The sequence below is a fragment of the bacterium genome, assembly GCA_035703895.1.
GTDB lineage: Bacteria > Sysuimicrobiota > Sysuimicrobiia > Sysuimicrobiales > Segetimicrobiaceae > Segetimicrobium.
In genome coordinates this window covers 1-13,568 of sequence record DASSXJ010000068.1, presented here as the reverse complement: position 1 = coordinate 13,568, position 13,568 = coordinate 1, and the positions used below count along the sequence as shown (strand labels likewise).

The following is a 13,568-nucleotide window of genomic DNA, read 5'->3' as shown; positions in this document are numbered from 1 at the left end:
GACGCGAGCGCGGGGGCGGTCGCCCTTTGCTGTCCTAGCCGGGCCCCACGTCCGCTCCCCACTGCGACGCGGCGAAGGACGCCGACAGCAGCAGGCCACCGCTGAGGTAGAACGGCGTGGAGGGATTCGCCCACTGCCAGAGGAGCCCACCGAGGAGCGGGCCGATCACGCCGCCCATCCCCTCGACCGTCATCAGGATCCCGAGCCCGGCGCCTCTGACATCTTCGGGGAGGAGGTGTAGGAGGATGCTGTTCCACGCCGGGAGCACGAAGGCGTAGCCCACGCCTATCCCGATAAAGTCCAAGATCAGCAGCCACAGCGTGCGACAGAGGGGCACGGCCATGAGCAGCAACGCTACGGCCCCCAAGGCCAGCGCGTACGTTCGCCGCCGTCCCAGCCGGTCGCCCCACCGCCCCGCCGGGGCCAGCAGCAGCAGGCCGGCGCCCATGCCGAGGACCATGAGCACAAGCAGCTCGCGCTCGTCGAGCCCGCGCACGTTCTCGAGATAGGGAACCACCACCGGGATGAGTACGCCCACCGCAATGATCTGCGGGACGATACTGGTGGCGAGCTTCACGAGGGAGCTCATCACGATGCGGAGCAGCCTGCCGATCGGCGGGCCGCTCATCGCCGGCGAGGGATTGTCGGGGTCCTTCGGCACGAGGAGGCCGAGCAACGCCGCTCCAATGAGCGGGAGCAGAAACACGCTCAGCGAAACGGGATGGTTAGTCCGGCTCAGCAGTGTTGCGAGGCCGATCCCGAGCCCCGCGCCGAAGAACCACGTCGAGAAGACATGTCCCAGCGCTCCGCCAACCTGCGGACCGGCGCTGCGCGTCAGGCGGGTCAGCGCTGCGGGCCACAGCGGCGAGGCTCCGGCGCCCATCACCGCGAGCGCGAGGAACGTCTCCCAGGTCGTCTTCGACACGACGAGCGCGGCGAACGCGAGGACGTAGACCAAGAACCCCCACAGCAGCATCCGGCGTGCGCCGATCCGATCGACCAGCCATCCGGAGACAAGCTTCGCCGCCACCTCAGCGAAGAAATAGGTCGCGACCGCGGCCCCGGTCGTGCCCATCGGCCATCCCAAGCGCTCGGCGACCAGGGTCGGCAGCAGGACAAAGAGGAGAGCGCCGTGCACAAACTCGACCAGGCCGACCGTGGTCGCGAGGAGCGTGGTCTCGCTCGGAGATTTCAAATCCGGGGGTTGGAGGTCGCGAGCGTCCTTTGAAACGTACGTTCAGCATCGACCGTAGTGGCCAGGGCGGCCAGCCGGGCGACCACCTGTTCGGTCGCCTCCGGCCGGGCCAGCGATGCGGTGGCCCGCCGCATCGCCTCGAGGCGGGCGGGATCGGCGAGGAGCATCTCGAGCATCTCGCGGAGCATCTCCGGCGTCTTGGGCGCAAGCGCCGCGCCGTGTTCGAGGAGGTACTCTGTGTTGCCTTCTTCCTGGCCGGGGATCGGCCGGTAGATCAGCATCGGAAGCTGCCGTACGAGCGCCTCGGTCACGGTGACCGCCCCGGCCTTGGTGATGAGCAGATCGCTCACCGCCATCAGCTCCTCGACATTGTCCACGTACTCGAAGGTCCTGAATGGGTGCGGCGCATTGGCCGTCCGCGCCCGGACCTGCTCGGTCATCCGCCGGTCGTGGCCGCAGACCACAAGCGCCTGCAACGGTCTCGGGAACCGGGCGAGCACGCGAACGACGTCCCCCACCCCTCCCAGCATCGCGTACGCTCCGGCCATCACCAAGACGACCGGGCGGCCGGGCACGAGGCCAAACCGCTCGAGGAGGACCTCACGGTTGAGCGGCCGGAGGAATTTCCGCTCGATCGGGAGGCCCGTGTCGGTGATCCGCTCCGCGGGGATCCCGCGGGAGATGAGGCCGTCACGGACGGACGCCGCCGGCACGCAGTACCGGTCCACGCAGGGATGGATCCACTGACTGTGCGTGACGTAGTCCGTGATGACTGTCGCGCAGGGGACGGTGGTGCGCCCGGCGATCTTCAGGTCCGACATCGTGCCCGCCGGCGTGCAGTGGACGCAGCATACCACATCCGGGCGCTCCGTCTGGAGATAGTGGTCCAATCGCTCCAGCCCCATTCGGTTGATCGCCCGCTGGACCACTGAGTCCGGTTTGATCTCCCCGGTCGCCCGGTAGAACATGCCGTACATGACGGGCGCCCGCCGGACGCTCTGAATGTATGAGAACTTGGTCACCGCGTCAAACACGGGATGCACGAACCGCGCGAAGTAGTCGGCGATGTCCACCCGGCCCCCGGTGCGGGCTTTCCACTCTTCCGCGATCGCTTCGCCGACCCGGCGGTGGCCGCCGCCGTAGTTGCAGGAGAGGATCGAAAGGAACATGCGCCTAGCGGCGCTCCGATCCGGTCTCCGCGCGGCGCGGCGCGCCGACAAGCGCGGGCGGCGCAGGGTGCATCACCGAGATCCGGCGCGGCAGCAGCGAGAGATCGAACGTTTGGGCGGGTCCGAGCAGGCTGCCGTCCACCTGCGCCTCCCGGCGCTGGTCGAGCTGGATCTTCACCGCCGAACACCGGTGGACGCTCAGCTCGGGCACCGGCAGGTGCCGGAGGAGGCGGGCCGTCTTGCGAAACGATCGGGTGCGAAGCTCCTGGAGCAGGTAGAGGTCGAGCAGGCCGTCCGAGAGACTCGGTGCCGGGAGCGCCAGCAGCCGCTCTCCGTACATCCTGCCGTTGGCAGCGACGATCATGATCGCGCGGCCGCTGAAGGTGCGCTCACCCACCTGGACCCGGACCGGGAACGGATCGAACCCGGACGAGAGCAAGAGGAGGGACGCCAGGTAGTAGACCGAGCGATTGCGGGCGAGGCGGTACCTGGCCCGAAGGGTATTGACCATCTTCACGACCTGGACGTCGTAGCCCAGGCCGAAGATGTGGAGAAAGTACCGGTTGTTCACCCTCCCGACGTCGACAGGGCAGACTTGGCCGCGGAGGATGATGCCGACGGCTTTCTCGGGATCCTTGGGGATCCCCAACGACCGGACGATCTCGTTTCCAGTGCCGCACGGGATGATGCCGAGCGGCAGGTTCGAGCCGCTCGTCAAAATGCCGTTGACCGCACCGTTGAGGGTTCCGTCTCCGCCGATGACCGCCACCTGATCGAACCCCGGCCGTTCGACCGAGAGAAACTCTGCCAGCAAGGGCGCCGTCGCTTCCCCCGTGGGGGTGATGATCAGTTCATAGTCCCGGCCGGCGCGTCTGAGGGTGCTGGTGACCAGGGGGAGGACATCGCGTGCGCGGCCGCCCCCCGCTCGAAGGTTCGCCACGATTAGCGTTGCTGGCATGTCGTGACTCCTCTGGGGTGCGCGCACTCGAAAAATAGGACGAGTATGCTCGGATGATCCAGCATGTTAACCGCTTTATTATCGCCTGAAAGGCGCGCAGTGTCAATTTTCGACACTGGCCCCCGCTTGCCTCGTGGCGCGTTTCGACGCGGGACCGCATGAGGCCGGAGGAATCGAGCGCGACGCGTAGAAGCCCGCAACGTCGAGCAGGCTCCGCGCAACACACCCATCCCGCGCGGCGATGTGTCCATCTGCGTGACGTTTCTACAATTCATGGAGGTGCATGGTGGCGTACGCAGGAGGCGCGTCTGAGTTCGGCGTCCGGCCCGTCGCGCTGGGCCGCCGAGGCATGGTCGCCTCGGCCAACCCGCTGGCCACGCAGGCCGGGGTCCGGATGTTCGCCGCCGGAGGGAACGCCGTCGACGCGGTCGTGGCCACAGCCGTGGCCGTCACGGTTGCCGAGCCCTATTTCTCGGGGCTGGGCGGGATCGGCATCGCCGTGGTGACCCATCCGAGCGGTGAGACGCGGATCCTCAATTTCTTGGGGCGCAGCCCGCACAGCGCTCGCCCGGAGATCTTTACGACCGAGACCCAGGACCTCGGCCCAATGGCCCCGATGGTGCCCGGTAACGTCGCGGGATGGGCCCGGCTGCACGGCGAGTTCGGCCGGCTGCCGCTGGCACAGGTCCTCGAACCGGCGATCGAGCTGGCCGACGGCGGCATCCCCACCACCGTCTTCGACTACGAGCGGAACCTGCAGGCCGTCGACCGGCTCACTCCGCATCCCGAAGCCGCGCGCACATATCTTCACAGCGGCCGTCCTTACCAAGTGGGCGAGGCGCTCCGGCAGCCCGGCCTCGCAGAGACGCTCCGGACGATCGCGCAAGACGGCTGGATGGCCTTGTATGAAGGCCGGATCGCCCGCACGATCGCCGATTGGATGGCCGAGCACGGCGGGCTAATCGCGGAAGAGGACCTCCGCAGCTATCCAGGGACGCTCAAGTGGGAGGCCCCGGTCACCGCGACCTACCGCGGGTATGAGCTGCGGACGTGTCCACCACCCAGCAGCGCGGTGCAGGTCCTCCAGACGCTTCGAATCCTCGAGGCGTTCGACCTCAGCGCCATGGAGCACCTCGGGGTGGATTATCTCGCGCTGCTCGCGGAGACGATCCGTCTCGCCCGGATGGACGCGGCATCCAACGTCGCCGACCCCAACTTTGTCGACGTGCCGCTCGCGTGGATGCTGAGCGACGAGCGCGTCGGCGAGCTCAGAACCGAGGTCACCCGCCGCGTGGACGCCTGGCGGAAGCGAGGCCGGGCGGGGCGGGCCAGCCGCAACGGCGCGCGCCGCCGTCCTGCCGGCCGGATCCGGCGCGCCCGTCCGACCCCGGACCGCTCGACCACGCACCTGGCGGCGGCGGACGAGGACGGGCTCGCGGTCAATATCACCCAGACGCTCGGATCGTCGTACGGGTCCGGGGTGGTCATCGGCCGCACCGGCATCGCGATGAACAACGGACATCACTGGTGCACGCTGATTCCAGGAGACCGCAAGGAGATCGCGCCGGGCAAGCGGCGGGAGTCGCCCACCTCCCCGGTACACGCGTTCGGCGTCCAGGAAGCGCCTGTTGCCCCCACGCACTCCTTCGGGATCGACCCGCTCGGCCCCGCGCACGCCGCACGCGGCGGTCGCCTCGCGTTCATGATCGGGACGCCTGGTTCCTACGGGATTCCGCAGACGACCGCGCAGATGATCATCAACCTCATTGACTTCGGCCGGAACATCCAGGACGCGATCGCGGCGCCCAGGTTCCGGTGGAAGGACGATGTCGGCGACCCGCTCCCCCCCAAGGTGCTGCTCTTGGAGGGCCGCTTCTCGTCCGCCGTCCAAAAGGCGCTCGCCGCGCGAGGGTACCGTCTCGAGATCCTGGAGGACTGGTCCATGAAGGTCGGGGGCGGCCAGGGGATTGCGTTTCGGGAGGATCGGTGGCTAGCGGGCGGCGCCGATCCGCGGCGCAACGGGTATGCGATGGGATGGTAGGGGAGGGATCGCTCGGGTTGCTGCGGCCGAATTCGAGAGGAGGGAGTTGATGCGGGTCACCAACTGGGGATTTTTCCTGCTCGGAGTGTGGCTGATCCTCGCCGGGCTGAGCTCGATGGGCTTCTTTTTCCTCTACGGCCTCAGCCAGATTACCAACCTGATCGCGCTCGTCGCCGGCGTGCTGATTATCATGGAGAACTGGCGTCGATAACGCTTCATGGAGAAGGCGCCCGCTCCCGCCGTCAGGAGAAGGCGTCCTTCAAGAGTGTGGCGTCGAATCCCCCGTCGCTTTTCCCAGTCGCGTAGCGGTAGAGCGCCACGACGAAGATGCCCTGCACGGCGGTCATGATGACGTAGAGGAGCAAGAAATACCCGACGACCACCAGCGCGCAGAGGATCGGCGCCAGCTTGATGCAGGCGCTCCCCACCACGATCGCCGGGAGCGACAATAGGAAGTACAGCACGCCGAAACTGAAGTTGCCCGCGACTTCATTACCCCACTGGCCGCGGAACAGCTCGGCCGACCGCTTGAGCGAGCCGAAGACATCCCAGTCCTCGAGGATGAGCACGGGGATGATGAAGAACGTGCCGAGGGACCACGCGAGCTCGAGGAGAGAGGCGACGAACCGCCGAAGCACGCTGTGCTGTTCGAGGAGCTGCAGGACAAAGCCGACGGTGGCCGCGACGAACGACCAGAGGAGGATCCGCTCGACGTTCACCCAGGCCGCCCGCAGCCCCGCGCCCAGACTCGGATCCTCGCCCGAGATCCTGAGATACGCGCACGCCATGAGAGCGCTGTTGAAGAAGAGCACGATGAAATAGTTGACCCAATAGAACAGGAAGACCAGGAATTGGAGGTCGGCCGGGATTCCCCGCCCCGGCCCTCTCAGTTGTTTGCCGAACGTCAAGAGGCCCCAGCCGTCGATCAGGACGAGCGCGAGGATGCTGAGGATGGGAAAGACGATCAGCTTCGAGTCTCCGACCAAAACCCGAAAGCTCTCCTTTATCAATTCCCACGTGCGGGAGATGCTGCCCAACGGTCGGCTCCTTTCAGGCGGGGTCGTTTCATCATAGAGTGCCCTGGACCGGCGCCGGGCAGACACGGACGGGGAGGCCGGCCGACGCGAAGTTCTTCGGGACCGCCGGCAAGGGCCTGCCCAAGCTCATCGCGCTGCTGCGCGCGTTGTCTAGCGGCTGAAGTCGCTTCTCCGCGCTACGGTCCTTTGGGGAAGGGAAGTGGCGGGAGATTCACAGGGAGCTGCGGGAACCCTGGAATCTGGGGCGGGTTCTGCCCGGGTTGCTGGGGCTGCGGTTTCGTCGGCGAGTTCAGCGGGGTGATCTGCGGCGCCCCTGTCGTCGAGAACTGAGGATTATCGAACGTCCCCTTGATCGCGAACGGCACTCGCGCGTTGAAGTCGCGGACGGATTCCGGCACCTTTCCCCCAAGGGCGTTCCTCAGTAACGCCAAGCCCAACTGGGTTTGAGGTTGACCGAACACGCTGGTTTTCACGTCGCCGATGCCGGTATAGTTGAGCGTCCTGTCGAAACCGGAGCTGCCCTGGCCCGTTGCTTGGAGTCCTTCCGAATCGAGCTTCAACGCGTTGCTGTACACCCGCTGCTGCTGGATGCGGAAGTCCCCCCCGAAGTACCGGAACTTCGTGATGCCCGAAGACACGAACTCGGCGACCTTGGCGACACTCACCAATGTGTTCTTCACGTCGAGTCCGGTGATCGTGCCGTTCCGCACGGCAAAGGTCCCCGTACCGGTAAGTCCGGCGAGTGGATCCGCTGCCAGGATGGTCGCTAGGCTGCCGCTGCCCTCGAGCGTCCCCGTGATCGACCGCTTGCTTCCGGGCGCCAGAGCAGCCATTACCCGGCTGAAGTCCACCCCGCCGACCTGCACGACCGCCTGGAGGGGGAGGTGTGGCGCGGTGTAATCCACGGTCATGGCGCCTCGGGCAGTGCCACCGTACATGGACATGCTAAGGGGGTTAACCACAACGGCGTCCGTGAATACATTCATCCGGCCGGTGACGGCGCTCGCTTCCAGTGGCCGCGCCCTCATCCGACCAACCTTTAACACACCCTTCGCCAGCAGCCGCCGCAGACCGCCGCGTCCTCCCGGCGCTGTGCCGCCCTTTCCGGTCACGCCGGGCCCGCTCGCGAACAACGTCCTCACTCGGTCGACGTCGAGATCCGGAACGGTGACGTCGAAGTCTGCTACCGGATTCTTGAGGTTGGGCACCGCGACCGCGCCCTGCGCCCTCAGTGTGTCAAGCGATGCGGCAAACGTGCCCTGCACCCCGCCCCCGCTGAAGTTGAACGTCCCCTTCTGGACCTCCAGCGGTTTCGGCAAACCGGGGAGGACCCCGTTCCGCAGCGCGAACGTTCCCGCCGCGGTCAGGGCAACCAGCGGATCCTGCCGCAACCGGGTCGCGACCCGAGCATCGACATCCACCGTTCCACCGATCCCCGGCAGCATCGAAGGCGCGAACGTCGTCATCACCCTGCCGAGATTTACGCCACGGGCCAGCGCGGTCACCTGAACGGGCTGTCCAGGCGCCCCGTAATCCACCGCCGCGGTTCCCCGAATGACCCCTTCGGACGCGGCGAGCGTGTACGAGTCCACCGTGACCTTGAGCGCGGTCAGCGGGTCTGGCACGAGCGCCGTCGTGGCGCGCACATCCGCGTCCAATTTCCCGGCGATCCCTTGCTGCGCCCGGCCCGCCGCCTTCATCACCGCGCCCACGTCCAGGCCTTTCGCGTGGGCGCTGATCTCGAGGGGCTGGCGCGCCGCGGCATAATCGATCACCGCGGTCCCCCGCACGGTTCCTCCAAACGCGGCCAGGCTGTACGGGGTGACCTCCGCCCTGTCTGTGTAAATCGTCAGCCGTGCGGTCATCGCGCCCGCTTCGACCGGCCGGGCGATCACCTTGCCGACCTTGATGTTTCCCCTCGCCAGCAGCCGCCGCGGCCCACCGGGTGGCGGCGGTGGCGTGCCGCCCCCTCCCGCTCGGGCCAACGCCTCCAGCTTGTCGACGTCAAGCTCGGGGAAGATGACGTCAAATTCGGCGATTGGATTCTTGATATCGGCGATCTTGACCACGCCATCGACCCGCAGCGTGTCGAGTGCCGCGGCGAACGCTCCCTCCACTGCGCCTTTCTTGACCCTGAAGATACCCTTCTGGATGCGCAACGGCTTGGTCAAGGCCGGGTTGGAAAACAAGATGCCCCCGAGATCGCCCACGACGTCCACCGAGTCCGTCCAGTTCTGCGCGCCCAAGTTGATGCTCCCGACCCGAGCGTTGAGGCCGTCGGCGGCAAAGAGCGGGACAACCCGTCTGGTCGCGGGGTTATAGGTGCCCGATGTGATCTTGACGCCGCGCGCGGTGACGGAATCGATCCGGCTGAGAGAGAACGCCGGGGCGTTCGCTTTCTCCGGCGCGTTTGTGGCCACGGGCTTGCCCAGGCGACCGGAGAAGTCGTAGTTGGTCTTTCCCTTGGGTGTCTGGAGGAGGTTCACTTCCACACCGCTGAACGCCACTCTCGTCACGTCCAAGCGGCGGGCGAGCACGCTGCTGAGCGTTGTGCCGACGTCGAGCGATTTGACCACCAGCGTGTCGCCGCTGGGGAAGCCCTCGGGGTTCTTTATATGAAGGTTCACGACACGCAGATGGATGGTGGGCAGCAGGTGCAACTGGAGCGCATCGATGTCGATCTTGCGTCCGGTGCTGTCTTCCGCGAGTCGGACGATCAGCGGACGGAAGCGATCCACCGGCACCAGGAAGGGCACGAGCAGAAGTACCACAACCAGCATGAGCAGCGCGGCCCCACCGATGATCACCCACCGCGGCACGCGCTTGGGGGCCGTCATGGCGTGGTCGGCATTAGCCGCGATGCGCCGAGCCTAGCGGCGATGGGGGATTCGATTTTGAGGCACTCAGACCGGTCCGCATGAGCGCTTCTCGCCTCACTATTCATATTCCCTTATTTGCACGGTACTACCCGCCCGGTTTTCGCGCAAGGCTCCGTGGGTGAATCTGAAGCTAGAGTCGGGAGCATCTGTGACATGCCGGTATAAGCAGGGGGCCCCCGGTCGACATGGTACTGTTCGGTAGAATTGATAGAGTTATTTGGTAGGCCTGGTTTGAAATATGGTAGAATGCGCGGTGACGCCGGCGTAGCTCAGTGGTAGAGCAGCGCACTCGTAATGCGCAGGTCAACGGTTCGAATCCGTTCGCCGCCACCAGAAGTCACTAAGGCTTCCGGCTGCCAACAATCACTCGCTCGACCGCACGAGGGTCGCGCTCAATCACTGCAAGAAGAATCCGGGCAGGACGGTCTGCTGCTGGAGGGTCAAATGGCGGAATGTACCCGGTGCGGCAACCTAACGATTGACGGGTTCCGAAATACCCCGTTGCGACAACTTGACCGAGATGGTTGAGATGAGCTAAGGGCCGAGCGCGCCGCCCGGTCCAGAGTCGTGTGCGCCGCTCGTCGCGCGTCCGGCGCGCTACCGCAGCGAGACCGTCTCCATGTACTCGTTGCCGTTAGGATGCGGAATGAGGCCCTCTACGGCCTTCAGCATCAAGAGCGGGGTCTTGGAGTGGGCGATCGGCACCAGCGGGATGTCGTTGGCCACGATCTCCTGGATCTGCGCGTACACCTTCGCCCGATCGGCCTGACTGCTGAGGGTCCGGGCTTTGGCCACCAGCTCGCGCACGGTGGGATTGTCGTACGAGTACCGCGTCGCGCTCGGCTTGGTACGGCTGAAGAAGAACCCCAACCAGTCATCGGGGTCTCCCGTATCGCCGATCCACCCGACCATGTATGCGGAGAACTTCAAGGTCTCGCGACCGTCCTTTCCATAGGCCGCCCAGTCCTCGGTCATCAGGTTGGCCTTGATGCCAACCTTGCCCAGGTCGTTGGCAATCGCCGTCCCAATCTCTTTCCCTTGGGGAAAGTAGGGGCGGCTGACGGGAATATACCAAAAGTCTACGGCGAACCCGTTGGCGTACCCCGCTTCGGCGAGGAGCTTCCTGGCCCGCTCGGGATTGTACGGGTACGCTTTGACCTTGGACGACCGGCCCCACATCACGGGGGGCATGAGCTGGTCGGCGACCTCGCCGAATCCGCCGTACAGCCCTTCCACGATCGCCCGTTTGTTGATCGCCAGCGCGACCGCCTCGCGGACGCGCCGGTCTTTGAATTGGGGGTGGTTCATGTTGAAGTGGAGCCACCCGGTGTTAAACGACGATCGAAAGGCGACCTTGAGGTTCGGGTCGGCCTGAGCGGTCTTGACGTCGTCGGGGTTCGGTAGCTCGATCGCGTGCGCCCCACCGGCTTTCAGGGCCAAGTATCGCGCCGCGTTGTCTTTGATGACCCGATAAATCACCCGGGGCATCTTCGGGAATCCCGGCCGAAAGAACGAGGAATTGGCTACTAGAGTGATGTGATCGTCCCGGACCCACTCCACGAACTTGAAGGGGCCGGTCCCCACCGGATGCTGGCCCGCACCCTGCCCCCCGTACTCCTTGAGCGAGGCCGGACTGGCGAAATCGAAGGCGATCACGGTGAGATCGCTGAGCATCGCGCCGAAGGGTGCAGACGTGACGATCTGAAGCGTCTCCGGGTCGACGGCCCTGGCTTCCTTGAACAAATCCGCGAGCAGGTCATTCCAATAGTAGAAGTCGGTCCCGGACTGGTGGTAGGGGTTGTTCTTGTCCGACCACCTGTCGATATTGAGTTTGGCCGCCTCGGCGTTCCAGGGAGTCCCATCGTGGAACGTCACGCCCTTGCGCAGCTTGAAAGTCCAGACGGTGCCGTCAGGCGAGACCGACCAACTGGTGGCGAGGTCCGGCTCGACTTCCACGGTCCCCGGCCGGAGCCGCACGAGGGTATTGAAGATCTGGGTCGTCACCTCCGAGGTCTCGCCGTTCGTGCTCACAGGATTGTCCAGGGTGTCCGCGTCGCCGGCACGGCCCCAGACGAAGGTGATCGGTCCGGCGGCGGACCCCGTCTGAGGGAGCGGCATGGTGAACATGCCGGCGCCAAGGACGCCGGCGATGACCAGCGCGAGCGGGATATGACCCGAGAGCCCCCTCGTCATGCGCATACGTGCTCCCTCCCCCGGCGTGCCTCACCGGCTGTCCGCGCTCGCCCATTGATCCGCGCTCGGAGGCATGCCAACCGGCGGCCCTTTCGTTCCGCCGCGTCGGAAATCCTTCGCCCCGCGCGGCGCCCGCTTGATCGGCGGCTTACCCTGTCACCATGACCTTCCCTTCCTGCCGCCGGCGGAAGTGACTCTCGCTCCTCGGCGAATTAATCGGCGGCAATAGGTCATGTTACGATGATCTGGGAGGACTCCAACGTAGCATTCGCTCCGTTTGGCCAACTCCTGGCGCTGACTCTCGCATCGTACGGGATTTCGATGAACGCGGTTGCTCCAGGGCTTACCGATACCGATCAAACCCGTCTCGGCCTAAGCGAGAAGGAGATCGACCGTCCGAGGTCAGATCCGTTGACAGCCGCTCCGGGAGCATGGGGAAGACCTGTGCGACCGATAGACGGACGTCGCGTTGTGTTGCGCGAGCGCGTCAATCGCCGAGGCTCTTCCCACGAGGGCATCCACGTCGGCAATCGCGACGAGGACTTTCACCCTGCCGTCGGCCAGGGGCTCGGCGACCGAGAGCTGATCGAGGTCGAGCGAGTCGTCGTTGTCAATGGACGCCCAGAGCAATCCACTCAGCTCGCGGACGGACGGAATCTGCGTCGCGGTGGGTCCGGGGAAGGGTCCCCACCTCTGTGAGCACGGCCGCGCCGAAGTCCGGCAGGAAGCCGCGCTCGAGCATCGCGCGCCGAGCAATTGTCTGGAGGTCGTGTCGACTCGAGGTTGGCCTGCGGCCCTCACCTCGGCGGCCACTTGCCCGCACGTCAGAGCGCGGCGTAGGCAAGCGACGGCCTCGGTCGCCGCTTGCTGGAGGCAGGTGGTGGCAGCATCCACCGCGGACCGCCGCGCGTTCTTGTAAGCAGCCTGGAACTCCTCGTCTTGAAGCCAACGCCACAAGGTCGTCTCACTCACCCCGCACCGACGAGCAGCGGATCCCAGGGTCGGCTCGGCCAGAAGTGCCGCGATTGCCTGCTCCTGCTTCCTCGTCAACTTCTCGCCGTGACCTTTCATCTGCGTTCACCTGACGCCAGCATTCGTCTCTCTCTAAAGTCCTGTGATGGAAAATCACAACTTCCTGCTCGAAGTTCGCCGCTCACCGGGCCGCAATCTGCTACCGTTTTGCTACCGGACCCGGCGGCAGAGGGGTGGAAAGGACTGCAGATGGCTTCACTCGCATCCGTCGGGAACCGTTGCAGGAGGCGGGTTAGCGCACAGGACGGCAGAGGACGACAAAGAGGGAAGCCGACTCGTAATGCGCTGGTCATCGGTTCGAATCCGATCGCCGGCTCCAGGTTTTTCTAGGGGCGCTGCCACTGCGGCCATTACTACGTCCTTGACAATGTGGACACATTGAACTATTATGTGACCACAAATGGCAAGCGTTGGCATCCGCGAATTGAAGGCTCGCCTAAGCCGCTTTCTCGCACGCGTCAGGCAGGGGGAGCGCATCACCGTGACGGACCGCGGTCGCCCGGTCGCGATCATCGGCCCGCCCGCAGTGAGCACTGATGATCAGCGCATCGACGCCATGGTCAGGGATGGGACGATACGGTGGGAGGGTGGCAAGCCTCGGGGTGCCCGACGCCCGGCCCATCTCAAGGGTCCTGCAGTGGCGGCTGCCGTCCTCGAGGACCGCCGGTGAACCTGTATCTCGATACCAGCGCGCTCGTAAAGCTCTATGTGGATGAAGAGGGTTCGCCTGCCGTGCACGGGGCGCTACAGCAAGCGACCGTGGCAGCTACTTCCCCTCTTGCCTATGTCGAAGCCAGGTCCGCGCTTGCGCGCCGACGCCGGGAGGGCGGGCTCGCCACGACCGAGTACCGTCGAGCCGTGAGATCCTTGGACGCGGACTGGGTCCATTATCAACGAGTCCGCGTGACCGACCAACTTATCCATAAGGCCGCCGAGACGGCTGAGTCATTCCAGCTTCGTGCATACGATGCCGTCCACTTGGCATCAGCGTTGACTATCGCTGCTCGTCTCGAAACACTGGTAGTGTTCGCGTGCTGGGATGCCGGCCTCGAGGCGGCGGCCCG

General features: G+C 65.5%; 11 protein-coding genes. 4 read left to right on the top strand and 7 right to left on the bottom strand.

Annotated features, from left to right (window positions below):
* Positions 1 to 34 precede the first annotated feature (34 nt).
* From VFP86_04810 to VFP86_04800, 3 genes are read right to left on the bottom strand one after another with little or no spacing between them, the layout of a single operon-like run.
* Positions 35 to 1,195 (bottom strand): MFS transporter, encoded by a 1,161-nt coding sequence (locus VFP86_04810; GenBank protein HET8998946.1) that lies wholly within the window; start codon positions 1,193 to 1,195, stop codon positions 35 to 37.
* Positions 1,192 to 2,364, bottom strand: a complete 1,173-nt coding sequence (locus tag VFP86_04805; protein ID HET8998945.1) for a glycosyltransferase — start codon at positions 2,362 to 2,364, stop codon at positions 1,192 to 1,194. Before VFP86_04805 ends, VFP86_04810 begins: the two co-directional genes overlap by 4 nt.
* A gap of 4 nt (positions 2,365 to 2,368) precedes the next feature.
* Positions 2,369 to 3,322 carry a YegS/Rv2252/BmrU family lipid kinase gene (locus VFP86_04800; protein HET8998944.1) on the bottom strand — a complete coding sequence of 318 codons (954 nt, stop codon included), beginning with the start codon at positions 3,320 to 3,322 and terminating at the stop codon, positions 2,369 to 2,371.
* Between the two features lie 286 nt (positions 3,323 to 3,608).
* Here VFP86_04800 and VFP86_04795 point away from each other — a divergent pair, with 286 nt between their 5' ends.
* Positions 3,609 to 5,363, top strand: a complete 1,755-nt coding sequence (locus VFP86_04795) for a gamma-glutamyltransferase family protein (GenBank protein ID HET8998943.1) — start codon at positions 3,609 to 3,611, stop codon at positions 5,361 to 5,363.
* 49 nt (positions 5,364 to 5,412) lie between these two features.
* The gene (locus VFP86_04790) at positions 5,413 to 5,574 is read left to right on the top strand and encodes a hypothetical protein (protein ID HET8998942.1); all 162 of its coding nucleotides are present in this window, start codon (positions 5,413 to 5,415) and stop codon (positions 5,572 to 5,574) included.
* Positions 5,575 to 5,605: 31 nt separating this feature from the next.
* On the opposite strand, the gene VFP86_04785 is transcribed toward VFP86_04790, so the two are convergent.
* From VFP86_04785 to VFP86_04770, 4 genes are all read right to left on the bottom strand, one after another.
* The gene (locus VFP86_04785; protein ID HET8998941.1) at positions 5,606 to 6,400 is read right to left on the bottom strand and encodes a DUF6159 family protein; all 795 of its coding nucleotides are present in this window, start codon (positions 6,398 to 6,400) and stop codon (positions 5,606 to 5,608) included.
* 176 nt (positions 6,401 to 6,576) lie between these two features.
* The gene (locus VFP86_04780) at positions 6,577 to 9,237 is read right to left on the bottom strand and encodes an AsmA-like C-terminal region-containing protein (protein HET8998940.1); all 2,661 of its coding nucleotides are present in this window, start codon (positions 9,235 to 9,237) and stop codon (positions 6,577 to 6,579) included.
* Positions 9,238 to 9,876: 639 nt separating this feature from the next.
* Positions 9,877 to 11,478 carry an ABC transporter substrate-binding protein gene (locus VFP86_04775; GenBank protein ID HET8998939.1) on the bottom strand — a complete coding sequence of 534 codons (1,602 nt, stop codon included), beginning with the start codon at positions 11,476 to 11,478 and terminating at the stop codon, positions 9,877 to 9,879.
* A 396-nt stretch (positions 11,479 to 11,874) separates the two neighbouring features.
* A complete protein-coding gene (locus VFP86_04770) occupies positions 11,875 to 12,543 on the bottom strand; it encodes an RNB domain-containing ribonuclease (GenBank protein ID HET8998938.1) in 669 nt (222 codons plus the stop codon).
* 361 nt (positions 12,544 to 12,904) lie between these two features.
* Here VFP86_04770 and VFP86_04765 point away from each other — a divergent pair, with 361 nt between their 5' ends.
* Both VFP86_04765 and VFP86_04760 read left to right on the top strand, forming a co-directional pair.
* Positions 12,905 to 13,174, top strand: a complete 270-nt coding sequence (locus VFP86_04765; GenBank protein HET8998937.1) for a type II toxin-antitoxin system prevent-host-death family antitoxin — start codon at positions 12,905 to 12,907, stop codon at positions 13,172 to 13,174.
* Positions 13,171 to 13,568, top strand: a 398-nt coding sequence (locus VFP86_04760; GenBank protein ID HET8998936.1) for a type II toxin-antitoxin system VapC family toxin, incomplete at its 3' end; no start/stop codon positions are given. The genes VFP86_04765 and VFP86_04760, both read left to right, overlap by 4 nt.

Coding starts and splice junctions, on each gene's coding strand:
- VFP86_04770 (HET8998938.1), bottom strand. CDS start 12,543: ATGAAAGGTCACGGCGAGAAGTTGACGAGGAAGCAGGAGCAGGCAATC.
- VFP86_04780 (HET8998940.1), bottom strand. CDS start 9,237: ATGACGGCCCCCAAGCGCGTGCCGCGGTGGGTGATCATCGGTGGGGCC.
- VFP86_04790 (HET8998942.1), top strand. CDS start 5,413: ATGCGGGTCACCAACTGGGGATTTTTCCTGCTCGGAGTGTGGCTGATC.
- VFP86_04775 (HET8998939.1), bottom strand. CDS start 11,478: ATGCGCATGACGAGGGGGCTCTCGGGTCATATCCCGCTCGCGCTGGTC.
- VFP86_04800 (HET8998944.1), bottom strand. CDS start 3,322: ATGCCAGCAACGCTAATCGTGGCGAACCTTCGAGCGGGGGGCGGCCGC.
- VFP86_04805 (HET8998945.1), bottom strand. CDS start 2,364: ATGTTCCTTTCGATCCTCTCCTGCAACTACGGCGGCGGCCACCGCCGG.
- VFP86_04765 (HET8998937.1), top strand. CDS start 12,905: ATGGCAAGCGTTGGCATCCGCGAATTGAAGGCTCGCCTAAGCCGCTTT.